General features: G+C 65.5%; 19 protein-coding genes. 9 read left to right on the forward strand and 10 right to left on the reverse strand.

From position 1 onward, the window contains the following. Positions 1 to 40: 40 nt before the first annotated feature. Positions 41 to 1,732 carry a putative bifunctional diguanylate cyclase/phosphodiesterase gene (locus GGI48_RS00805; RefSeq protein WP_016966210.1) on the reverse strand — a complete coding sequence of 564 codons (1,692 nt, stop codon included), beginning with the start codon at positions 1,730 to 1,732 and terminating at the stop codon, positions 41 to 43. A 229-nt stretch (positions 1,733 to 1,961) separates the two neighbouring features. Here GGI48_RS00805 and GGI48_RS00810 point away from each other — a divergent pair, with 229 nt between their 5' ends. Together GGI48_RS00810 and dapA are read left to right on the forward strand one after the other, a co-directional pair. Continuing rightward, positions 1,962 to 2,435: a GNAT family N-acetyltransferase gene (locus tag GGI48_RS00810; RefSeq protein ID WP_103741147.1), complete on the forward strand. Its 474-nt coding sequence runs from the start codon at positions 1,962 to 1,964 to the stop codon at positions 2,433 to 2,435. 334 nt (positions 2,436 to 2,769) lie between these two features. Further along, entirely contained in the window at positions 2,770 to 3,633 is an 864-nt protein-coding gene (gene dapA / locus GGI48_RS00815) for a 4-hydroxy-tetrahydrodipicolinate synthase (protein WP_103741149.1), read from the forward strand. Between the two features lie 52 nt (positions 3,634 to 3,685). Here dapA and GGI48_RS00820 read toward each other — a convergent pair whose 3' ends face one another. Together GGI48_RS00820 and GGI48_RS00825 are read right to left on the reverse strand one after the other, a co-directional pair. Further along, on the reverse strand, positions 3,686 to 4,342 hold the full coding sequence (locus GGI48_RS00820) for a ribonuclease T2 family protein (protein WP_016966205.1): 657 nt from the start codon (positions 4,340 to 4,342) through the stop codon (positions 3,686 to 3,688). Between the two features lie 180 nt (positions 4,343 to 4,522). Further along, positions 4,523 to 5,878: an HD domain-containing phosphohydrolase gene (locus GGI48_RS00825; protein ID WP_179596324.1), complete on the reverse strand. Its 1,356-nt coding sequence runs from the start codon at positions 5,876 to 5,878 to the stop codon at positions 4,523 to 4,525. 199 nt (positions 5,879 to 6,077) lie between these two features. Between GGI48_RS00825 and GGI48_RS00830 the strand changes: the two genes are divergently transcribed. The 4 genes from GGI48_RS00830 to GGI48_RS00845 are packed head-to-tail and all read left to right on the forward strand — an operon-like array spanning position 6,078 to position 12,194. Continuing rightward, positions 6,078 to 7,994, forward strand: a complete 1,917-nt coding sequence (locus GGI48_RS00830) for a bifunctional diguanylate cyclase/phosphodiesterase (protein ID WP_179596326.1) — start codon at positions 6,078 to 6,080, stop codon at positions 7,992 to 7,994. Continuing rightward, entirely contained in the window at positions 7,991 to 8,977 is a 987-nt protein-coding gene (locus tag GGI48_RS00835; RefSeq protein WP_179596328.1) for a cytochrome-c peroxidase, read from the forward strand. The genes GGI48_RS00830 and GGI48_RS00835 overlap by 4 nt, the downstream gene beginning before the upstream one ends. Next, positions 8,974 to 10,788, forward strand: a complete 1,815-nt coding sequence (locus tag GGI48_RS00840) for a DAHL domain-containing protein (protein ID WP_179596330.1) — start codon at positions 8,974 to 8,976, stop codon at positions 10,786 to 10,788. Before GGI48_RS00835 ends, GGI48_RS00840 begins: the two co-directional genes overlap by 4 nt. Beyond that, entirely contained in the window at positions 10,776 to 12,194 is a 1,419-nt protein-coding gene (locus GGI48_RS00845) for an ATP-binding protein (protein ID WP_179596333.1), read from the forward strand. Before GGI48_RS00840 ends, GGI48_RS00845 begins: the two co-directional genes overlap by 13 nt. Positions 12,195 to 12,234: 40 nt before the next feature. On the opposite strand, the gene GGI48_RS00850 is transcribed toward GGI48_RS00845, so the two are convergent. The 6 genes from GGI48_RS00850 to fabV all read right to left on the reverse strand — a co-directional run bounded on the left by GGI48_RS00850 (position 12,235) and on the right by fabV (position 19,579). Next, positions 12,235 to 14,805, reverse strand: coding sequence for an EAL domain-containing protein (locus GGI48_RS00850; protein ID WP_179596335.1), 2,571 nt, complete (start codon positions 14,803 to 14,805; stop codon positions 12,235 to 12,237). 219 nt (positions 14,806 to 15,024) lie between these two features. Next, complete coding sequence (gene nudK, locus GGI48_RS00855; protein WP_179596337.1) at positions 15,025 to 15,984, reverse strand: GDP-mannose pyrophosphatase NudK; 960 nt, start codon at positions 15,982 to 15,984, stop codon at positions 15,025 to 15,027. Further along, complete coding sequence (locus GGI48_RS00860; protein WP_179596339.1) at positions 15,981 to 16,970, reverse strand: SMI1/KNR4 family protein; 990 nt, start codon at positions 16,968 to 16,970, stop codon at positions 15,981 to 15,983. Before GGI48_RS00860 ends, nudK begins: the two co-directional genes overlap by 4 nt. 67 nt (positions 16,971 to 17,037) lie before the next feature. Next, positions 17,038 to 17,352, reverse strand: a complete 315-nt coding sequence (locus GGI48_RS00865) for an AzlD domain-containing protein (RefSeq protein WP_016967494.1) — start codon at positions 17,350 to 17,352, stop codon at positions 17,038 to 17,040. Then, positions 17,349 to 18,047: an AzlC family ABC transporter permease gene (locus GGI48_RS00870; RefSeq protein WP_016967495.1), complete on the reverse strand. Its 699-nt coding sequence runs from the start codon at positions 18,045 to 18,047 to the stop codon at positions 17,349 to 17,351. The genes GGI48_RS00865 and GGI48_RS00870 overlap by 4 nt, the downstream gene beginning before the upstream one ends. Positions 18,048 to 18,382: 335 nt before the next feature. Continuing rightward, positions 18,383 to 19,579, reverse strand: coding sequence for an enoyl-ACP reductase FabV (fabV, locus tag GGI48_RS00875; RefSeq protein ID WP_179596341.1), 1,197 nt, complete (start codon positions 19,577 to 19,579; stop codon positions 18,383 to 18,385). Between the two features lie 445 nt (positions 19,580 to 20,024). On the opposite strand from fabV, the gene GGI48_RS00880 reads away from it, so the two are divergent. From GGI48_RS00880 to GGI48_RS00890, 3 genes are all read left to right on the forward strand, one after another. Further along, entirely contained in the window at positions 20,025 to 20,774 is a 750-nt protein-coding gene (locus GGI48_RS00880; protein WP_179596343.1) for an ABC transporter substrate-binding protein, read from the forward strand. Positions 20,775 to 20,899: 125 nt separating this feature from the next. After that, on the forward strand, positions 20,900 to 21,169 hold the full coding sequence (locus tag GGI48_RS00885; RefSeq protein WP_103742465.1) for a hypothetical protein: 270 nt from the start codon (positions 20,900 to 20,902) through the stop codon (positions 21,167 to 21,169). Between the two features lie 138 nt (positions 21,170 to 21,307). Beyond that, entirely contained in the window at positions 21,308 to 22,120 is an 813-nt protein-coding gene (locus tag GGI48_RS00890; protein ID WP_047304770.1) for a DeoR/GlpR family DNA-binding transcription regulator, read from the forward strand. 179 nt (positions 22,121 to 22,299) lie between these two features. Here the strand turns inward: GGI48_RS00890 and GGI48_RS00895 are convergent, their stop codons facing one another. Beyond that, complete coding sequence (locus tag GGI48_RS00895; protein ID WP_179596345.1) at positions 22,300 to 23,367, reverse strand: alpha/beta fold hydrolase; 1,068 nt, start codon at positions 23,365 to 23,367, stop codon at positions 22,300 to 22,302. Positions 23,368 to 23,498 lie beyond the last annotated feature (131 nt).

Genomic DNA, 23,498 nt, shown 5'->3' on the forward strand with positions numbered 1-23,498 from the left:
TCCAGGCTTCACGGGCGATCCTCGTTGGGGCCGGCAGGGTTCAGGGCCTAGCCGTCAGGCGGCCCTCGGCCAGGTACTCACTCATGTTCGGGTACGACAGCGGACGGCAGTAAAGAAAGCCCTGCATCACATGGCAGCCCTGGGCGGACAGGGCCCGGGCCTGCTCCTCGGTCTCCACGCCCTCGGCGACCAGTTGCAAGTCCAGGGCCAGCCCCAGCTGAATGATGGCTCGGGTGATTGCCGCGTCACTGGGGTCGCTGACCATGTCACGCACGAAACTCTGGTCGATCTTCAGCACATCGATGGGCAAGCGCTTGAGATAGGCCAGGCTGGAATAGCCCGTGCCGAAATCATCGATGGCGATGCCCACCCCCAGGGCCTTCAAGTCGCTGAGCAGGTCGCAGCTGTGCTCACCGTCCACCAGGGCCAGGACCCCTTCGGTGATTTCCAGCTCCAGGGCCCCGGGTTCGATGGCGCTTTCCACTAGGGTCTGCTTGACCAGGTCGAGAAACTGCGGATCGGAAAACTGCAAAGGCGAGATGTTCACGCTGACGCTGATGGCATGCCCCTGTTGGTTCCATTGGCGGATGGCCTGACACGCCTGACGCAGCACCCAGCGCCCCAGGGGCACGATCAGCCCGCAATCCTCGGCCAGGGGAATGAACTCGGCGGGGGAAATCATCCTGCCGTGCTCGTCGCGCAAGCGCAGCAGGGCTTCGACGCCCACCGCCCGTTGCAGGCGCAGATCGACCTTGGCCTGGTAGAACACCTCGAAGCGCTCCTGCTCCAGCGCGGTGCGCATCTCTCGTTCCAGCTGATGCCGGGCACGGACCCGCTGATGGGTCGGATGGTCGAAGAAGCGGTACTGACCGCGCCCCGCCTGCTTGGCCTGGTGCGCCGCGGCGTCGGCGTGCTGCAGCAGGGACTCGGCGTCCAGGCTGTCATCGGGATAGACACTGATGCCGATGCTGGCCGTCAAGTCATAGCGCGACGGGCCGAGCACCAGCGGTTGGGCGATGGCCTGCATGACCCGCTCGGCGCATTCGCTCAAGTCGTCCACGGCGTTCAGCTCGGGCACCAACAGCATGAACTCATCTCCGCCCTGGCGGCTCAGGGTGTCGGTCAGGCGGCAGCAATGGCTCAGGCGCAGGGCGATCTCCTGAAGCACCGCGTCGCCTTCGCGATGGCTGCTGGTGTCATTGATGACCTTGAAGTGGTCGATATCGATCGACAGCAAGCCGACCAGCCCCTGGCCCGAGGCGGCCTGGCGAATCGCCTGTTCAGTGCGGTCATGCAGCAACTGGCGGTTGGGCAACTGGGTCAGGGGGTCATAGTTGGCCAGGCGCCGGGACTCTTCGCCCAGCTTGAGGTGAGCCTCGACCCGCGCCCGGGCGATGGGCACATTGATCGGCTTTTGCAGAAAATCGGCGCCGCCCAGGCGCAATGCGCGCAATTCGTGCTCGGTCTGGCGGTGCGAAGTGACGAAGATCACCGAGGCCTGGGACAGCCGCGGGTCGGATTTGATCAGCTCGCACACCAGGTAGCCGTCCATGTCGGGCATTTCGATGTCCAGCAGGACAATGTCCGGCAGGCACTGGCGGGCCACTTCCAGGGCCTGGGCCCCCTGGGTGGCGACATAGACCTCGCCCAGGTCCTGGAGCGCCTGACCGAGTATCCGCAGGTCATTGACCTGATCGTCAACGATCAGAATGATCGGCTTGTGATTGAGCATCGCGCTGGTCCCTCTGCCCGATTCCCCGAGATGAATATCCTTCCCCGGCCAGAGAATCCTAGACCAAGATTTATCAGCACAATGCCACTAGTTTGATATATGGCTGCACGCCACAGCCTCTAACGGCCCAAGCCTGTGCACAGCCGTTACCGCTACCCCGGGCGCCGGCACCGATAAAGGCCGGCGCCCCCCCAACGCCCCGGACCGACCGGGGCTGGAGTCACTCTTGATGGAACGCCTTGAACTGCGCGCGGCGGCCCGCGACGACTGGCCCTGCCTGGAAAACCTCATGCAGTTCTATCTCTATGAGCTGAGCCAGTGGCTGCCCATCAAACTGGCGGCCCAGGGGCTGTATGCCCTCCAGGCCCTGGACGACTACTGGCGGCACCCGGCCACCCAGCCCTGGCTGATTCTGGTGGCCGGAGAGCTGGCGGGCTTTGCCGTGGTCGACCAGCAACGCTGCGACCACAATGCCCGCCGTAACCTCGGCTACCTGTTCATTGCCCGACGGTTCCGGCGCCTGGGCATCGGCCGCCAGGTGACGCAACAGTTGTTCGAACACTTCAAGGGGTCCTGGCAGGTGATGCACTTTGACGCCAACCTGCCCGCCCGGGATTTCTGGCGGGCCATGCTGGCGGGGCAAACCCCGACGCCGATCATCGCCCAGGGCTACCCCGCCAGCCTGTACCGCTGGCCAGACTGATGCCGTCCAGGCACGGGGCCGGGCACCACGAGCAGAATCAGGGATTGACAAAGCCCGGCGCGGCTTTTAAAACTGAGCGCCTCATTTACGAGCCTGCATCGACCATGTCCCCAGCCCTCACCTTCAACTTCCCTGTCATTGGCCTGCCGGCCAAGGCTGAAGTGTGTGTGGCCTGCAGCCGTAAATCGAAGAAACAGTCGCTCATGTGACCGGGGCACTGTGTCCCGTCAGATGAGCTGACAGGACATCAAGCGCTACGGACACCCTCCCCCCTGCTTAACGCCCTTCTACTCTTCTGACGACGACCCGACGGTCAACCTTCAGGAGAACACGCATGTCATCGTTTCAAGGAATCTGGGTCCCCATCGTCACGCCCTTTCACAATGGCGCCATCGACTTTGCCGCCCTGCGGCGCCTGAGCGCCCATCTGCTGGAAAGCGGCGTGGCCGGGCTGGTGGTCTGCGGCACCACCGGCGAGGCCGCGGCCCTGGACAAGGACGAGCAACTGGCGGTGCTCGACGCCGTGCTCGAACAGGCCCCCGCCGGGCGGGTCATCATGGGCCTGGCGGGCAACAACCTGAAAGCGCTGCTGAGCCTGCAAGCGGAAATCCTCAAGCGCCCGGTGGCGGCCCTGCTGGTGCCCGCGCCCTATTACATCCGGCCCTCCCAGGCAGCCCTGGAAAGCTTCTTCCACTGCGTTGCCGAGGCCTCCAGCGTGCCGCTGATCGTCTATGACATTCCCTATCGCACCGGGGTCAACCTGGACAAGGACACCCTGCTCAACATCGTGCGTCATCCGCGGATCGCCGCCGTCAAGGACTGTGGCGGCAACCTGGACAAGACCCTGGCGCTGCTGGCCAGCGGCGCGGTAGAGGTGCTGTGCGGCGAGGACCTGCAACTGTTCAACGCCCTGTGCCTGGGTGCCTGCGGCGCCATCGCGGCCGCGGCGCACATTCGTCCGGAGTTGTTCGTGCAGTTGCAGCGCCAGGTCCGCGACCAGCAACTGGATGCGGCGCGGACCACCTTCCGGCAACTGGTGCCGCTGATTCAGGCGCTGTTCGCCGAGCCCAACCCGGCGCCGGTAAAGGCCCTGCTGGCCCATCAGGGTCTGATCGAGCCGCACCTGCGGGCCCCGATGCAGGATTGCAGCGCCGCCACCGCCGCCCACCTGCAAAACCTGCTGGCCGGCCTGCCCTGAAGGGCTTGCCACGCGGCCCGCAGGCGCCGATCGCTGCGGCGCGCGGGCGCGCTCAGCGGATCGGCGGGATGCGGATGTCGCCGGCCCGGCACTGGGTCTTGACCCCTTTGCCGCACGGGCCGAACCCCAGGTCCCGGGTCAGGCACACCCGCACTTCGGACAGCTCCGGACCGCTGCAGAGAACGGCGATGCCGTTTTCCGCGAGGTCCGGGTTGCTCTGGCGAAACTGCCGGGCAATGTCCGCGGCGGTGAAATAACGCACCGTGGTCGAAGGCTGCAGGGCCTCGGGAATCTTGACCGTGCCCAGGGCCTTGTCCGCCGCATCCAGGTAACCCATGCCTCCCAGGCCGCTGCAGGTGCCGTGCTTGGTCCACTCATGGTTCATCAGCTTGGCGGTGGGAAACAGGGTCAGGCCCTTGGCCCGCTCCTGCTGGGTCAGCGGAGTCAAGGGTGGGCAGGACTCGGGCCAGCCGCCCTTGGCGTACTGCGGCCACAGGCCGTGGAGGACAAAACCGTAGCCCTTGCCCGAGCATTGCTCGTTTTCCGGGTGCATCAGGCAGAAGGTCGGCGACCAGGACAGCGTCAGCAGGTAATAGTCGAAGGTGCCCGCCACCGAGTCCCGTTGCTGCTTGGGTTGACGTGCGTCGCTGATGCCCACCAGCCCCAGGGTCAGCACCAGGGCCGCCATCAAGGCAAAAAACTTTTTCATCGTGACCTCTCCTTGAGGAATCGGATCGTCCTGGCCCCGCCATCGGGGTGGAGCGGGCAGAAAACCGCTCCACCTTCTTGGCATGCCGGGGTTGCAGGAACATGACAGGTGCCGCGCCTGTCCCGGTAAAGCCGGTCAGGCGCGGCGGCGACAATACAACAGGCCGGCACTCGGGCGCGATCAGTGGCCGACATCCAGTGCCGCGACCGGCTCGGGCACGCTGACAAAGATGCTGTAGTGCGCGCCCTCCATGGCCTCGAAGGCGATCAGCTTGTGCACCAGCGGTTCGCTGAGCACCTTGCCGGCATTGAGCAGCAACATGCCGTTGTCGGCATTGAGGTTGCGACGCAGGACCATCCCGGCCTGCAACTCCCGGGTGCCCAGGACCCTGACGCTCGGATCATCGACGGTCACGTCACTCAGATAGGCGGCGCAGACCTGGACGAAGCTTTCCACCAGATTGGGGTCGTACAGGCGACCGGCGTACTTGCGAATGAACAGCAGGGCTTCGTCGCTGTTCATGTGCCGCTCCAGGATCAGCCCGCACTGCAACTCGATGAAATCCACCGCCAGCTTGAGCAGGCGCGAGCCCCAGGGAATCGCCTCGCCCTTGAGGTGCCGGGGAAAACCGCTGCCGTCCCAGCGCTCCTGGTGATGCAGGATCAGGCGTGCCGCGTCCTGCATCGGCTCCAGGGCCATCAGCACCGACTCGCTCTGCTCGGGGTAGGCCCGATAGCGCTCCTGCTCGGTGTGGCGCAACAGGTCCGCGGGGGCGACCAGCATGGCATCGCTCCAGCTCAGCTTGCCGATGTTGTACAGGGCCGCGGCCATGGTCAGGTCGCGGCTGGCGCTGTCGTCCAGGCCATGCTTCTTGCAGCAGGCGCGCACCAGATCGATGATCTTGCGGTTGGTCTGCTTGTCCGCCGGCAGGCGCAGGTTGGCCAGCAACGAGAACACCTCGGTGGCGGTGACGTAGCTGCGCTTGAGTTCCTCATAGGCCAGGTCGAGCATGTCCGCGGTCTGCTGCAGCTCGGCGGTGCGCGACGCCACCCGCTGTTCCAGCCCGGCATTGGCGGCCTTGAGCTGGCGGTTCTGCTCCAGCACCAGTTGCTGCAGGCGCTTGAGCTCGCGCTCCGCGTGCTGCTGCTCCAGCCCCTGGCGCAGGACCAGCAGCAGTTCTTCGTCATTCCAGGGTTTGCTCAGGTATTGGTGGATCTGCCCCTCGTTGACCGCCTTGATGATGGTGTTCACGTCGGCGTAGCCGGTCAGCAGAATGCGCCGGGTGCCCGGATAGCGCTCGCGCACCCGGGCCAGCAAGGAGGCACCGTCCATGTTGGGCATGCGCGCATCGCTCATCACCAGGTCCACCGGACGCTGGGCGAGCATCTCCAGGGCCTTGGCGCCGCTGTCGGCCAGCAGCACGTCATAGGGTTGGCCGCGCAGCAGGCGCCGCAGGCTATTGAGAATCGATTCTTCGTCATCCACCAGCAACAGGCAGGGACGCCGGCCAGGTTCGACGGACTGCGGCTCTTCCATGTGATGAGTCTCCCGGTTATCCCTCAGGTTTTCCGGACACCCCTGACAGGCCACCGGACAGTTGCGCGAATGCCTTGGCAATCCTAGTCATATTTTGCTTTCCCGCTCTGGCACGGCGCGAAAAAAACCTCTGCCCGGGCAACGCTCTGTGACTATGCTCACAGCGTTGAACGCAGGCTCAGGGCACTAAGGACGGTCTATGGATACTGGCTGCGACCCGAAGACAACAGCGCAACACGCCTCGGACCCGCCCTCTGCGCGGGTCAATCGGCGAGTGCTGATCGTTGATGACAGCCCAGAGATCCACGAAGACTTCCACAAGATCCTCGCCCCCCGGCCGGCACCGGACCTGGGCCGGCTTGAAGAGCAGCTGTTCGGTCCACCCGAGGCGCGTCCCGCGCAGACCTTCAGCCTGGATTCGGCGTTCCAGGGCCGCGAAGCCCTGGCCAAGGTCGAGGCTGCCCTGGCCCAGGGCAGCCCCTATGCCATGGCCTTCATCGACATGCGCATGCCGCCGGGCTGGGACGGCCTGCAAACCATCGAACAACTGTGGTTGGTCGACCCCGAGCTGCAGATCGCCCTGTGCACTGCCTACTCCGACTATTCCTGGGAAGCCCTGGCCGAGCGCCTGGACTTCGGCGATCGCCTGCTGATTCTGAAAAAACCCTTCGACAGCCTGGAAATCCGCCAGATGGCCAGCGCCCTGACCTGGAAATGGCAGATGGCCCAGGACGCGCGGCACAAGCTCGACGATCTGCAGCGGACCATCGAGGAGCGGGTCGCCGAACTGCTCAAGGTCTCGCACCTGCTGCACTACGACGTACTCACCGGGCTGCCCTCCAGCACCCTGCTGGGCGATCGCCTGAGCCAGGCCATGGCCCGGGCCCGGCGCTACGAGCAACAGCTGGCGGTGCTGTTCCTGGGCCTGGACCGTTTCAAGCGGATCAACCAGGCCCTGGGCTACCCGGCAGGCGATGAACTGCTCAAGCGCATCGCCCAGGCCCTGCAGCAGAGCATGCGCGAGTCGGACTCGGTCTTTCGCTACGGTTCCGACGAGTTCGTGGTGCTGCTGCATGACCAGCAACCGCCGCCCCTGGTGCGCAGCGTCGCGCAAAAGCTCCTGGCCACGGTCAGCCAGGTGCATGACATCGCCGGGCACGAGCTGCAGGTCACCGCCAGCCTGGGGATCAGTCTGTACCCCGAAGATGGCCAGGATGCCCTGAGCCTGATCAAGAAGGCCGAGATGGCCATGCGTAACAGCAAGGACCAGGCACCGGGCCGCTACGGCTTCTTTACCGAAGACATGACCCACCGCGCCCGGGAACAGCAACACCTGGAGTCGGGCATTCGCCAGGCCCTGGAGCATCGGGAGTTTGTGTTGCACTACCAACCGAAAATCCACCTGGCTTCGGGCCGGGTGGTGGGGGCCGAAGCGCTGATCCGCTGGTTCAGCCCGCAACGAGGCTGGGTCAGCCCGGCCCAGTTCATCGCCGTGGCCGAGGACAGCGGCCTGATCAACTCCATCAGTCAGTGGGTGCTGGGCGAGGCCACCCGCCAGTCCCGCGCCTGGCAACAGGCCGGGCTCGCACCGATGCGCCTGTCGGTCAACCTGTCGGCCAGCGATTTCCGCCAGCCGCAGTTGCTCACGCAGTTGCACAGCGCTCTGCACGACAGCGGCCTGGACCCGACCTTGCTGGAGCTGGAAATCACCGAAGGAGTGCTGATGCAGAACGTCGAGGCGACCCTGGCCACCCTGCTGGCCATCAAGGCCCTGGGAGTACGCCTGGCGGTGGACGATTTCGGCACTGGCTACTCCAGCCTCAGCTACCTGCCTAAATTCCCGGTGGACGTATTGAAAATCGACCAGTCCTTCATCCAGGGCCTGAGCCACGACCCCAAGGACGCCGCCCTGGTCAGCGCCATCATCCAGCTGGGGCGCAGCCTGAACCTGAACGTGATCGCCGAAGGGGTAGAGACGGCGCAGCAACTGGCCTTTCTCACCCAGCAAGGCTGTGAGGAAGGCCAGGGCTACTACTTCAGCAAGGCCCTGCCCCCGGCGGACTTCGCCCGGCTCCTGCAAAACCGCGCCGCACCCGGTGCGCAGGTCCAGCCATGAACGGCGCGGCACATCCGTCCCGGCCCGCACGTCGCCACCTGGGCGCGACGCTCTGGTTATTGCTCGGCATCGCCCTGCCCGCGTTCCCTGCGCCCCTGGACGAACCCCTCAAGCCCTTGCCCGCGGCGCCCGATCTCGACCCCAAGCGGGTCGAACTGGGGCGCCGGCTGTTCAACGAGCCGCGCCTGTCCAAGGACGGCAGCCGCTCCTGCGCCAGCTGTCACCGGTTCGACCATGGCGGCGCCGACGCTCAGGCCAAGTCCCAGGGCATCAATGGCCAGCTGACCCTGGTCAACACCCCCAGCGTGTTCAACGCCGCACTGAACTTTCGTCAGTTCTGGGATGCCCGTGCCGACACCCTCGAAGCGCAGATCGAGCAGGTGGTGCAAAGCCCGATCGAGATGGGCAACACCTGGCCCGAGCTGCTTCGTACCCTGAGCGACGACCCCGGCTACCGCCAGAGCTTCGCCGAGCTGTACCCGGATGCGCTGACCGCGGCCAACGTCAAGGACGCCCTGGCCAGCTACGAACGCACCCTGCTCAGCAGCGGCTCGCGCTTCGACCAGTACCTGCAGGGCAACACCGAGATCCTCAGCCTGGACGAGAAATACGGCTACCAGCGCTTCAAGGACTACGGCTGCATCGCCTGTCATCAAGGGGTCAATATCGGCGGCAACATGCTGCAGAAGTTCGGCGTGATGGGCGACTACTTCGCCGCCCGGGGCAATCCCACCCAGGCCGACCTGGGGCGTTTCCTGATCACCGGCGACGAGCAGGACCGCAACGTCTTCAAGGTCCCCAGCCTGCGCAATGTGGCGATCACCGCGCCCTACTTCCACGACGGCTCGGCACAGACCCTGGAGCAGGCGGTCGAGGTGATGTTCAAGTACCAGCTGGGGCGGACCCCAAGCCCCGAGGACACCGGCCTGATCGTCAAGTTTCTCAAGACCCTGACCGGGCAATGGCAGGACAAGCCCCTATGAAGCGGCCCCGCCTGCCGGTCACCCTGTTCACCCTGCTGATCCTCGGCCTGGTCCTGGCGCTGGCATTCCTCTACCTGAAGACGGTGATCGGCCAAACGGCGGACTACGCCCGGTCCCGGGACCTGATCGGTCACATCAAGCAATTGAACGCCCAGTGGGAAACCGAGGTGCTCAAGTCCCGCATCGCCCTCACCCATGACTACGACCCGCTGGTGCTGCCGGTGCAGCAGATCAATCGGCTGTGGAGTCGCTTCGATCAGCTGTCGCAGCAGCCGCACAACGACCCCGAGGCATGGCAGGCCAGCCATCAGGCGTTCCTCGCCGCCTTCCAGGAAAAGGCCGACCTGGTGGAACGCTTCAAGTCCCACAACTCGGTGCTGCGCAACTCCCTGGCGTTCCTGCCCACCGCCGAGGACGATATCCAGAGCCGCCTGGCCGGGCTCGATGACGCCCAGCGCCTGTCGCAGCAGAACATCGCCATCGACACCTACGACCTGCTGCTCAGCAGCCTGGAGTTCGCCCAGGTGTCCAGCGAAGACAAGGCCGCCGACATCCTGGTGGGGCTGAACAAGCTGGCGGTGAACAAGGAGCGCCTGCCCGAGGCCATGCACGAGCCGGTGGAGATCCTCAGCAACCATGTCTCGGTGATCCTGCGCGAACAGCCGGTGGTCAACCAGTTGCTGGAGAAAATCACCTCGATCCCGGTGGCCCAGCGCCTGGACGAGATCAACGCCCTGCTCAACCGCGACCAGCTCCAGGCCGACCTGCAGGACCAGAAGTCCCATCAGTACCTGCTGCTGTTCTCGACGCTGCTGGTGCTGTTGATCCTGTACCTGGTGATCCATCTGGTGCGCAGCTACGGGGTGATCCGCCGGGTCAACACGGCGCTGCAGAGCGCCAATGAACACCTGGAACAACGGGTCGAGGAGCGGACCCACGAGCTCAAGGAAGCCCAGAGCGAACTGCTGCATGCCGCGCGCCAGGCGGGCATGGCGGAAATCGCCACCAATGTGCTGCACAACGTCGGCAACGTGCTCAACAGCGTGAACATCTCCAGCGAGCTGCTGAGCCGCACCCTGCGCTCCAGCAAGGCCCAGGGCCTGGGCAAGGCCATGCAACTGATCAACCAGCACCAGGGCGACCTGGGGCAGTTCCTCACTGAGGACGACAAGGGCAAGCTGCTCCCCGGCTACCTCAACCAACTGGTCGAGGCCATCGCCAGCGAGCAACAGGGCATGAGCGAGGAACTGGCCCAGATCGGGCGCAGTGTCGACCACATCAAGGAAATCGTCGCCACCCAGCAATCCTATGCCGGGGCCTCGCGGCTGATCGAACCCTTGCAAGTCAATGAACTGATCGACGATGCCCTGCGCATGAACTCCGGGGCCCTGGTCCGGCATCAGGTCAGGGTGGTCAAGGACTACGCCGAAGTGCCCGCGGTGCTGGGCGACAAGCACCGCATGCTGCTGATCCTGATCAACCTGATCAGCAACGCCAAATACGCCATGTCCAACCTCGACGAGCAGTCCCGCACCCTGACCATCCGCGCCCGGGTGCTGGAGGGCCGGACCCTGCGCATCCAGGTTCAGGACCAGGGCGAAGGCATCGCCGCCGAAAACCTCGAACGGATCTTTGCCCACGGTTTCACCACCCGCAAGGAGGGCCACGGCTTCGGCCTGCACAGTTGCGCCCTGGCCGCCATGGAGATGGACGGCCAGCTCAGCGTGCACAGCGACGGGCCGGGACTGGGCGCCACCTTCACCCTGGACATCCCGCTGATCGACCCCGAGAACCCCACATGGACTCATTGATCAACCGCCGGATTCTGCTGATCGACGACACCCCCTCGATCCACGAGGACTTTCGCAAGATCCTCACCCCGCAGATCCAGGACGCCGGCCTCGACGACCTGGAGGCGCAGTTGTTCGGCGCCCCGACCCGCCCGCGCCAGCAGCCCTTCGAACTGGACTCGGCCTACGGCGGCGAGGAAGGCCTGAACAAGGTCACCCTGGCCCTGGCGCAGCAGCGCCCCTATGCCCTGGCTTTCGTCGACATGCGCATGCCCCAGGGCTGGGACGGGGTGCAGACCATCGAACGGCTGTGGCAGGAGGACCCGCGCCTGCAGGTGGTGGTGTGCACCGCCTACTCCGACTATTCCTGGGAAGACCTGCTGGAGCGCCTGCAAGGCCACAACCGCCTGCTGATCCTGAAGAAGCCCTTCGACAATATCGAAGTCCAGCAGATGGCCAGCACCCTCACCAGCAAGTGGGAGATGACGGCCCGCGCGCTGTTGCAGATGCACCATCTCGAAGATCTGGTGGAACAGCGCACCGAGGACCTGAAACAGGCCGGCGCGGCCCTGCAGCAGGAAATCGACGAACGCAAGCAACTGGAGAACCAGCTGGTGCAGTCGGAAAAGCTCGCCTCCCTCGGGCAACTGGCCGCGGGCGTGGCCCACGAGATCAACAACCCCATAGGTTTCGTCGCCTCCAACCTGGGCAGCCTGGGCGGCTACCTGCAACAGCTCGGCCAGATGCTCAGCGCCTACCGCCAGAGCGAAGAAGCCATTGCCGCAGCGGAGGTGCGCAAGCGCCTGCAAAGCCTGCGCGAAAGCATCGACCTGGACTTTCTCCTGGAGGACATCCCGCTCTTGATCAAGGAATCCAAGGAAGGCATCGGCCGGGTCGAGCAGATCGTCAAGGACCTGAAGAACTTCTCCCGGGTCGACAGCGATCAACAGTGGCAACTGGCGGACCTGCAACAGGGCATCGACTCGACCCTGAACATCGTCGCCAACGAGATCAAGTACAAGGCCGACCTGGTCAAGGACTACCACCCGCTGCCGCAGATCGAGTGCCTGCCCTCCCAGCTCAATCAGGTGGTGATGAACCTGGTGGTCAACGCCGCCCAGGCCATCGGCCCGGAACGCGGCACCATCACCCTGCGCAACGGCGTGGACGGCGAGCGGGTCTGGCTGGAGGTGAGCGACACCGGTTGCGGCATCGATGAACAGCACTTGCAGAAGATTTTCGACCCCTTCTTCACCACCAAGCCGGTGGGCAAGGGCACCGGCCTGGGCCTGTCGCTGTCCTACGGGATCGTCAAGAAACACGGCGGGCAGATCAGTGTCCGCAGCCAACCGGGGGTCGGCAGCACCTTTCGCGTGGAACTGCCGATCCGCCAGCCCCGCCCGGCAGCGGTCGGCGAAGCGGTCTGAAGCGCCGCAAGCGCTGGCCAACGGCTCGCGCCCCGCGTCCTCAGGTGCTGGAGCGGTCGGCCCGAGGCGCCTGGACAGCGAGTTGCAGCATGGCGTCGCGGTCCAGGGGCGGACTCAGGTAGCGCCCCTGAACCTCATCGCAGCGCATGTCCCCCAGCGCGGCGAACTGCTCCGGGGTTTCCACCCCTTCGGCCAGCACTTTCAGGCTCAGGGCATGCCCCAGGTCGATGATCGCCTGGACGATCGAGCGGCCGGCCGGACTGCGCCCCAGCCCGGCCACCAGGCTGCTGTCGATCTTCAGGCCGTCCAGGGGATAGGTCCGCAGGTACTGCAACGCCGAACAGCCACTGCCGAAATCGTCCAGCAACAGCTGCACCCCGAGGGCCTTGAGCCCGTCCATGATGTCCTGCACCTGGCGCCCGTCGTCCAGCAGCGCCTTGTCGGACACCTCCAGCACCAGGCGCGAGGGAGCCAGCCCGCTCTGGCCAAGCACCGACCTGATCCTGGCCACCAGCTGGCCGCGCTGGAACTCGCAGGCCGAGAGACTCACCGCCAGTTGCAGGGGTTCGGGCCAGCCCTGGGCCGCACGGCAGGCCGCGTGCAGCACCCAGTTGCTCAGCGGCAGGATCAGCCCGGTGTCCTCGGCAATGGGCATGAACACCTCGGGCCCCAGCAGCCCACGCTGCGGGTGCTGCCAGCGCACCAGCACCTCGGCGCCCAGCCAGTGGCCGTCGCCCAGCCGATAGCGCGGCAGGAACCGCAGGGTCAACTGATCCTGGTCGATGGCCTGGCGCAGGTCGCGCTCCAGACCGCGGCGCTCGATGATCCGCGCGTTCATGTCGGCGGCATAGAAACGCCAGGTGCTGCGCCCCGCCGCCTTGGCCTCGTACAAGGCCATGTCGGCAAAACGCAGCAGTTCCTCGGCCTGGCTGGCATCGGCCGGGGCCCGGGCGACACCGATGCTGGCACTGATGAAGACTTCATGCTCGGCAATGTAGAACGGCTCTTCGATTCGCTGGATCAAGCGGCGGCACAGGCCGTCGATTTCCGGCTGGGCCATCTGCCCGGGCACCACCAGCACGAACTCGTCGCCACCGACCCGAGCCACCAGGTCCTCGCCGCGCAGGCAGTGGGACAAGCGCTGGGACACCTCATGCAGCACCTGGTCACCGGCGGCATGCCCCAGGGTGTCGTTCACCGGCTTGAAGCGGTCCAGGTCGACGCTGAGCATCAACAAGGGCTCCTGCAGCACCCTCAAGGCCGACAGCCGATCTTCGAGGTACTCGCGCATGCGCATGCGGTTGGCCAAACCGGTGAGTGCATCGTGCTGCGACAGGTACTCGATGCGCCGCCGGGCGGCGACCTCCTCGGTGATATCGCTGGCGGTGCCGCGGTAACCGCCGCCGGCCATGGCCCGCACCGAGAGGCGACAGACCCGCGGCCGGCGCTGACCGTCCAGGTAAGCGCATTGCAGGATGCTCTGGGAACGCCGATCCGAGGCGCCCAGCCAGTGGCGCAGCGATCCCTGCTCGGCGCTCAGCAGCTCATGCATCGGCCGGCCCAGGGCCGACTCCCGGGACAGGCCGGTGACAGCCTCGAAACGCTCGGACAGGTAGGTGAAGCGCAACTGCGGGTCGACCTCCCAGATCCAGTCGGAGGCCGCTTCGGCGACATCGCGAAAACGCGCTTCGCTGGCCTCCAGCGCTCCGCGACTGCTGCGCAGGGCCTGGATCTGGTCATCGATGACCCGCGCCGCCTGCGCCGAACGGCGCAACAGCAGGATCGCCATCAGGCCCACCAGCAGCCCGGCCAGCAGCAACAGCGGCACCACCAGCACCAGCAACTGGTGCCCCGGTCGCGTCGGTTGCCAGTGCAGGGTTCCGGCGCCGTCGGGCAGGCTCAGGGTCGGCTGCGGGCTCGTCGCCCCGGGGGCGAGCAGCTGCAACTGCTCGACGCCCGCTTCACGGCTCAGCACCAGCAAACGGCTCGGATCCAGCGACACCACGAACAGCAGCACCGACTGCGGACCGCCATCGGCACGCACTTGCGGATCGTCGCCCGGGCTCAGCACGCTGCTGAGCACCAGCGCCGGTGTCCCGTCGATCGCGTGATAGCGGCTGAAGACCTTGCCCGTGGTTGCCTGGCGTGCCTGCGCCAGCCAGGGTTGCAGCGCCTCGCCGAACCAGTCCCGGGCATCCACCGACGCCAGGCGACCGGCCACCAGCGCGTAGGCCGTGCGATCCGCCGGGTCGATGACGAACACCCCGTCAAAACCCAGGTCGCGGTACAGGGCCGGGCCGAAGTTGTGCCGGGTGTAGGCCCAGTCCGGATCGACCCCAAGGTGCAGGTGCTGATAGGCATCGCCCCACTGCGCATAGTCCTTGACGGTGGTCCGGGCATGGTTTTTCAGGGTTTGCAGGGCCTGCTCGATTTCCAGGCGGTTGTGCTGTTCGGCGGCCAGGTTCTGGTCGAGGGCGATGTACACCAGCAACACCCCGGTAAAGAGAAACAGCGCCAACAGCAGTCCCGAGCAGCCGAGCAAGGTGGCGCGGGCCAGCGCCTGGTTCGAGAGGCTGCGTCCCGGCGTCAGATCAAGACCTAGGTTTTCCATAGTGCTCCGAGCGCCATAGCGAAAAACCGACCCGTGTGCTCCAAGCCCACGCGGCCTGAGATAAAGCTCCTGCTTGCCTGTTAGACGATAGACAGTATTTCCCTGCCAGGCCTGAAGAAACACCGGGCGCGGGAACCGTGCAACTAGGGCGATGGGCTCAGGGCATGCCGCCAGCGACCGGGCAACGGCCCGGCGGCACCCTGCAAACGACGGCCGGGGTCAGTCCTGGCCTGGGCGGGGAATCACTGTGGGCAGCTGTTGCACCTGGTGATAGATGCTCAGGCCCAGCTTCTGGGCGATCTGCACCATAGCGTCGCAGCCGGCCGAGGGTCCGCCGATGCGCAGCAGTGCATCACAGCGTTGCAGCAGGCGTTCGGCATAGGCGTGGAAGCGCTGGTTGTAGACCTCGTCGCCCACCGCCCGGGACCCGGCCAGACGGGTCATGGGCAAGGCCACCCATTCCCCCAGCAACGGGAAATGCCCGGCCGCCAGCACCTGGGCGGCGCACTGTTCCATGGCCTCGACATTGCGCGCCAGCAGCAGCGGATCGTCGCCGGTGCCGGAGCGGTAAGGGCCGGCCACCAGCACCGTCAGGCTGCGGGGCTTGAGCACATGCAGCTGCAGGTATTGCAGGAGCATGATGGTCTTGCCGTCGGCGATCTCGCCGCTCTTGATCATGTCCAGGGCCTGGTCGATATCCAGCTCCAGGACTTCGATGTCCTCGCCTTCGTGCTCCAGCCCGCCGCCCTCGTCGATGCGATCTTCGGCCTGGTAATGGCCGATGAAGAAATGCACCCGCTCGGTCACCGAACCCGGGCTCATGAACGCGTCGAAGACCTTCTGCACCTCGCCCACCCGGCAGCCGGTTTCCTCTTGCGCTTCCTGGCGGATGCGCACTTCCGGGCTGGCGTTGTCCAGCAGCCCGGCGGCGGTCTCGATCAGGTAGCCGCTGTGGTCGTTGACGAAGGCCGGCATGCGGAACTGCCGGGTCAGCAGCACCGTGCGCCGCTCCAGGTTGTACAGCAGGATGGTCGCGCCATTGCCGCGGTCGTAGACCTCGCGCTCCTGGGCCTGCCAGCTGCCATCGCGGCGGCGCAGTTCGAAGCTGTATTTCTTCAGCACGTACCAGTTGTCGGAGAGGGTCTGTTCGGCGGTGATGCGGATTTTTTCCTCGCTCATGGCTGCTCCTGAGTCTGTGGGCCGGCGGGGCGAAACCCCGACAATTGTTCCAGCAACTGCGCGCGGTAGGCCGGAGTCAGGGCCAACCCGCCCGCCGCCTGATGCAGATGACCGTCCGCCAGCCGCGCGCGGAACCAGTCGCGGATGAAATCCGGGGCGTAGCCGCCGGTGCCAAAGCCCTTGGCGAAGGCGATCATGTGCTGATAGACCTGCAGGTAGGCCTCTTCGTCGGGGACTGGGTAGCGGTTCTGGTACAGCCAGAACTGCAGGTCATACAGCAGGTGCGACAGCGGGTCGGCGTGCAGGGCAAAGTAGCGCTTGTCCTGGACGATGCGCAGGGCGATCTGGCGAATCAGCGGCCCCAGGTCCGGCACGTCCGGGAAGTGTTCAAGCAACTCCTCCAGCAACGGCGAAAACGGCGCGCCGGCGACCGTGTCCAGGTCGTCCAGGTAATCCTGCTCCGAGGTGTCGTAGACCTCGGGTGACACCAAGCCGCGGACAAAGGCCTCGAAGTTCGGCGCCAGCACCGTCACCGCGTAGTCGCTTTCCTGGTCCACATGCACCACGCGCGGTTCACCCTCGGGGCCGCACTCGCGGTAGTCCAGAGCAATCATGTCGTGCCCGGCGGACGGGCAATTGCAGATGTACACCCCGAGGTCCGGATAGCCCCACTCCTCGATCATGAAGCGGCTGCCCAGGCTGCCGCCCAGGGAGTAGCGGGTGTCACGACCGATGCTCAGGAAACTGTCGATCGCGCAGTGGTCCTCGGCCCAGGAGGTGCCCTGCTCCGTGGGGCAACAGCACAGGTGCGGGCAGCCACCGTTGTAACGCTGCATGAACGCCACATAGGACGGCGGCAGGCGATAGCCCAGCAGGGCCTGCAACTCGGCGATCAGCGCGGCGCTGGCCGGTGGCTGGTTGATCTTGGCACTCAGGTCATGGTCCCAGAACGCATCCAGGTCAATATCGTGGGGAAAGTCGCTCATCCGGTGCATCCGTTGCGGTTGAAGGTCGGCCTGTGCCGAAAGCTGCACAGGCTACCGCAATCCTGCTTCAGAGCCACCAGCGCAGAAGGAAAAAGAAACCCATGCTCAGCAGCATGCTGAGCAGGGTATTGCGGGTGTAGATCACCAGCACGATGGCCACCAGCGAGCTGAGCAGATAGGGATTGGCCCAGTGCAGGTTCAACTGGTGATCGGGCATGAACACGATCGGCCCGCAGATCGCCGTGAGCATGCCCGGCACCGCAAACCCAAGGAACTGCCGGGCGTTGCTGCTCAGGCGCAGCGGCAGGCGCGGTTCGAGAAACACGTAGCGATTGAGAAAGACCAGCAGGCCCATGCCGAAAATCACTGCCCAGACCATCATGCGCGCCCCCGAGAGAATTTATTGCAGACAAAACCCGCGCTCATCCCGGCCAGCCCCGCCAGCACCAGGGCCGAGCCCCAGTGCCAGTAGCTGAACAGCACCGAGCAGAACAGCGACACGGCGACACAGACCACGGTGGGCACATCGCGCACCAGCGGCGTGATCAGGGCGATGAAGGTGGCGGCGATGGAAAAGTCCAGGCCCAGGTGCTCCAGGCCCGGAATGCTCTTGCCCAGGACGATGCCCAGCAAGGTGAACAGGTTCCAGGCCACGTAGAAGGTCAGGCCCACGCCCAGGGCGTACCAGCGGTCGAACTGCTGCTTGTCGTGGGCGCTGGTCAGGGCGAACAGCTCATCGGTAAGGAGAAAGCCCAGGCCCACCCGCCAACGCCCGGGCAAGGGCGAGATCACCGAGCGCAGGCTCATGCCGTAGAGCAAATGCTGGGACGTGAGCAGCAAGGTGGTCAGCAGGATCGAGAAGATCCCCGCCCCGCCCTTGAGCATGCCGATGGCCACCAATTGCGCGGCGCCGGCGAAGACAATGCTCGACAGGCCCTGGCCCTGCAGCGGGGTGAGATTGGCCTCGATGGCCATGGAACCGGCCAGCAGCCCCCAGGGCGCGGTGGCCAGGGACAGCGGCATGATGGCGATGGCACCGCGGATAAACGCGGCGCGGGGCAGAAGAACGCTGGACATAACACCCTGCACACAGATGACGGACGCTGACTGTGCCAGCTGGCACGGCGCCTGGCTTGAACGATCTTGCGCAATTGCCCACCGCCGCACTTTTTTGCAACCGCCAAACGCCGAAGGAGCGAGCTGGCTCGCGATGTACTCAAGAACGCCGCGTTGCCCCAGTGAACGCGGCGTTTTCGTTGACCACCACCGCGAGCCAGCTCGCTCCCCCCCTTGATCAAGCGCCCGGACTGATCACGCTGGCTGAGCCGCAGCGGCCGCGACGCAACACCGGGGCCTGAAACGACAACGCCCCTCACGGTGGAGGGGCGTTGTCAGGTGACGCTAGAGGCGGATTACAGCTGGATCAGGTTGCTGATCTTCACGTCCGGATCGACGTCGGCCTCGTAGTCGACCCCTTCGATTTCGAAACCGAACAGGCGCAGGAACTCGTGCTTGTAACCGACAAAATCGGTCATTTCGTAGAGGTTCTCGCTGGTCACCTGGTCCCACAGCTGCTTGACCCGGTCCTGGACCTGCGGTTGCAGCTCCTTGTAGTCGGCACGCAGGCGGCCTTCCTGGTCGATCACCGGCTCGCTGTTGTACAGGCTGTCCTTGTACAGGCCGTAGACCTGTTCGATGCAACCTTCGTGGCTGCCCTGCTCTTTCATCACCTTGAACAGCAGCGACAGGTACAGCGGCATGATCGGGATCGCCGAGCTGGCCTGGGTGACCACGGCCTTGAGCACCGATACACGGGCGTCGCCGCCCAGCTCGGCCAGTTGCTGGCGCATGCCGATGACTTTCTGGTCCAGGTCCTTCTTGGCTTCGCCAATCGAACCGTTCCAGTAGATGTCGTGGGTCAGCTTCTCGCCCAGGTAGGTGAAGGCGGTGGTTTTCGCGCCTTCGGCCAACACACCGGCTTCATGCAACGCGTCGATCCACATCTGCCAGTCTTCGCCGCCCATCACCGCCACGGTGCCGTCGATCTCTTCCTGGGTCGCCGGTTGCAGGGTGGTTTCCTTGACGATTTCCTTGTCGGTGTCGACACCGCGCAGGGTCACGGACTTGCCCAGGGGCTTGAGGGTCGAGCTCAGCACTTCACCGGTCTTGGGGTGGGTGCGGCGCGGCGCGGCCAGGCTGTAGACCACCAGGTCGATCTTGCCCAGGTCGCGCTTGATGGTTTCGATGGTTTCGGCCTTGACCGCATCGGAGAAGGCGTCGCCGTTGATGCTCTTGGCGTACAGGCCCTTTTCTTCGGCGAACTTGTGGAAGGCCGCGGTGTTGTACCAACCGGCGGTGCCCAGCTTGCCGTCAACGCTGCCGCGCTCGAAGAACACGCCCAGGGTGTTGGCGCCGCAACCAAAGGCGGCGGTGATCCGCGCGGCCAGGCCGTAGCCGGTGGAAGCGCCGAGGACCAGTACGTTCTTCGGCCCTGCGTCGATGGCGCCCTGCTGGGTGACGTAATCGATCTGTTGCTTGACGTTGGCTTCGCAACCCACCGGATGGGTCGTCACACAGATAAAGCCGCGAACGCGGGGTTTGATGACCATTCACAATCTCCCAATTTCAATGTGCCAGGCGCCGATAACGGCGGCGGCAGTGTCACTTGCTAAGGTCGTAGACGCTCGCAATGGCTTCGCGTCACCAACCGATGGAATTTGCCCGGCAGGCCGAGGCTTGGCGCCCCTGTGCCGGTGCCCTCGGGGCGACATCCAGGCGGCCAGGGCCGAGACTCTAGCAGCTGCACCGGCGAGCTTGTGCATCCGCCCGGCGAAATTTCTGCGCTCACCTGCCGCCATCGTTGGCGGGCCAGAGGCAGCCACGGCCTCGGGGCATCATGTCCAGGGGCTGTAGAGCCCGTCGTAATCCCCCCGAGCCGACGCCAAAATCGCCCCGGCATGCCCCGCCAAGGCACGTGGCAGAGCCCGCAGTTTTAGCGCGACAGGCGCTGACCAGTCGTACTAAGCTCTGCGTTTTATCCCCCAAGGGCACTGCATGAAATGGATGCTGCAGGCACTGTTGCCGCTGTTGAGCCTCACCGCTCAAGCCGGTGAGTTGCGCATGCTGACCGACAACCACCCGCCGCTGCACTTTCAGCAGGGCCCGCACATGACCGGCTTTGCTGTGGAAGTGGTGCAAGCCCTGGCGCAACGCACCGGCGATCCGGTGCAGGTGCAGCAACGGCCGATGCTGCGCGCCCTGCGCGATGCCAGCGAGGACGCCGACACCGCGGTGTTTACCATTCTGCGCACCCAGGAGCGTGAAGCGCGCTACCAATGGGTCGGCCCGCTGATGCGCACCGAAACCGCGCTCTACACCCGCCGCAGCGACGATCTGCAGATCAGCGACCTGAGCCAGACCCGGGGTCAGATCGCCGTGCCGCGCAAATGGCTGGTCTACGGTTACCTCAAGCAGCAGGGCCTGGACAATCTGTGGGGCGTCGACAGCCCGGAAATCATGATGCGCCTGCTGCAGATCGGCCGCGTGCACTACGTGGTCGCCGACACCATGAGCGTCAGCACCTTTGCCAGCAATGTGGGCCTGCCCTTCGAACAGTTGCGTTACCAGATGCCGCTGATGCACCAGGACGCCTACATCGCCTTCTCGCCCAAGGTCGATGCGGCCCAGGTGGCCCGCTGGCAGCGGGCCCTGGACGCGATGAAAGACGATGGCAGCCTGCAAGCGTTCATGCAGCGCTGGCATATCGACCACCCGCCCCCGCAGGTGGGCGGATTCAAGCCATGACTCGCCTTGCCCAATGGAGCGCCATGCCCCCTGCCCGCAATACGCGGCCCAGGCGCGCCAACCGCTGCCCCGCCTGCTCAAACGACCGCTGATGCCGGGCTGAACCCCGCGCCAAGGAATGTTCCATGCCGACCTTTACCCCTGCCCGCCCGCTGCACCGCCTCCATTGCGCCGGCTGCGGCTGGCACCTGGCGATACTCGGCCAGAGCGACGCCAGCGTGCGCAAATGCCCCTGGTGCGGCAGCCATGATTTCAGCGACCAGCCGCCCAGCCGCAGTGGCGCCGGGCAGCTCCTGCAATGCAGGCACCATGGCCCGGTGGTGGTGCAGGTACTTGACGACAACATCGACAGCCAGGACTTTCTCGACAATCTGTATTGCCCGTTCTGCCCCTGACCCGTGGCCAACTGGCCAGCTGATTCTGCGAAGCGTTTTCTGACGCGCGCAGGGCACTAAATCTCGTCCACAGCAGCTACATTCGCTACTATGGCCTGCCGATTTCTGCCTTTGCCGACCCGCCAAACCGGAGCTTCAATGCCTACCCCCAAGGACCTTGCCAGCGACAGCGGCGCGCCGATGATTCCCGAGCAGCGCCGCGAGCAGATCCTGCGCCAGTTGCGCAAGCACCAGGTGCTCAGCGTGCATCAGTTGATGGAGATGTTCGACTGCTCGCACATGACCGTGCGCCGGGATATCGCCCTGCTGGAACAGGAAGGCCGTGCCCACTCGGTGACCGGCGGCGTGCGCATCGCCAGCCAGTTGCACAGCGAGCCCAGCCATCAGTCCAAGGCGGTGGTGGAACTGCCGCAGAAGCAGGCCATGGCCAAGCTCGCGGCGGGTCTGCTGCATGCGGACATGACGGTGTACCTGGATGCCGGCACCAGCACCCTGGAGATCGTGCCCTACATCAAGGCGCTGTCGGGGATGACCGTGGTCACCAACGATTTCGGCGTGGCCCAGGCCTTGATGGAGGCGCCCCAGGTCACGGTGATCCACACCGGCGGGCAGCTGGACCACTCCAACCATTCCTGTGTCGGCGGGCTGGCGGTGGCCACCCTGCGTCAAGTGGTGACGGACATCGCCTTTATCTCCACCAGCTCCTGGGACCTGCGCCGGGGCATCACCACGCCCTCGGCGTTGAAGGTCGAGGTCAAGCAGGTGGCGATGCAGTCGGCGACCCAGGTGGTGCTGGTGGCCAGCAGCTCCAAGTACGGCACCTTCGGCATGTACAAGATCGCCGAGCTGGAGCAGTTCGACATCATCATCAGCGACGCGGCCCTGGCCCCGGCGGCGGCGGACGGCATTCGCAAGCAAGGCGTGGAGTTGCTGCTGCCGGCGCAAGCCTGAGTCAGCGACAGGTCCCGCCCACAGCAGTCCGTGGCGAGGGAGCTTGCTCGCGCTCGCCTGCGCAGCAGACGCAATCCCTGCCCCCCTCACTCCCTGAAACACCGCGCCGTGCGGGTTTGGGGCGGCTGCGCCGCCCAGCGGGAGCAAGCTCCCTCGCCACCAAGAGCGCGCAGTGGCCGCTAGCGGTGTTTCTCGGTGGCGGCCATGAACTGCGCCAGCTCGCGGGCATAGAACCGGGCCATGCCGGTGGTGCCATGCCCGCGGGTTTCGGCGCTGGCGGGAATCAGCAGCAGGCGGGCATCCTTGACCTGCCTGAGCGCCGCTTGCAGGGTGCCGGTTTCCGGCGGGTTGCGCTCATCGTCCGCCGAGTTGATCACCAGCACCGGGGCCTGGATCCTGCCCAGGCCCGGCGCGGCGTTGTAGTCCGCCGACGACTGCCACTGGTAGATGAAGTCGTTGGCATCGGCGGTCTGCGGCGCCTTGAGGCGTTCATCCACCAGTGTGTCGGCCTGGGCCCGGGTCGGCGCCAGGGCCTGATAGGCCAGGGTGCCGCCACTGGTGCCGGTGGCGAACAGCGCGTTGGCCAGGCGCAGGGACGGCGGCTGTTGCCGATAGTTGCCCTGCTCCCAGGCCGGGTCCTGCTTGATCGACTCCACCAGCAGGCGGCGCATCATCCAGTTGCGCGACGCCATCTCGGTGGGCTGCGAGGCCATGGGCACCAGGGCGTCCATCATCTGCGGCCAGTTCTGGCCCCAGAGCCAGGTCTGCATGCCGCCCATCGAGTTGCCGATGACCAGCCGCAGATGCTTGACTCCCAACCCTTCGGTGACCAGCCGGTACTGGGCCTGGACCATGTCGTCATAGTTGTATTGGGGAAAGCGCGCGCGCAGGCCATCGGACGGTTTGCTCGACTGGCCGACGCCAATGCCGTCGGTGGCAATGATGTAGTACTTGCTCGCGTCCAGAGGCTGCCCCGGGCCGAACAGTTCGCCGCCAAAGTCCTTGCTCAACAGGTCGCTGGCCGGCCGGTAGGTGCCGTGCAGGTAGAGGATCGCCGGGTGCTTGGGGTTGCCCAGGGTGATGTAGTGCAGTTTCAGGTTGGCCAGTTGCTGGCCGTTGTGAAAGGTGAATTGCGCGGCGACCCAATCGCCCTCGGTGGCCGGCGGCAAGCTCGCGGCGGCAGCCAGGGACATACCGCCCAGGGACAAAATCAGGCCGAGCGCGGCCCGGCAGGCAAGACGCTGCATGGGAAAACTCCTGTGTTTATCGCTACCGTTCGTGGCCTTCGTACCCTCTGTAGCCGCTGCCGCAGGCTGCGCAAGGCACCGCAGGGGCCTCGGCGACCGGGGAATCGCTGCGAGCCTACGGCTCGTTCGCA

The organism is Pseudomonas protegens (assembly GCF_013407925.2).
In the GTDB taxonomy this organism is placed as follows: domain Bacteria; phylum Pseudomonadota; class Gammaproteobacteria; order Pseudomonadales; family Pseudomonadaceae; genus Aquipseudomonas; species Aquipseudomonas fluorescens_AP.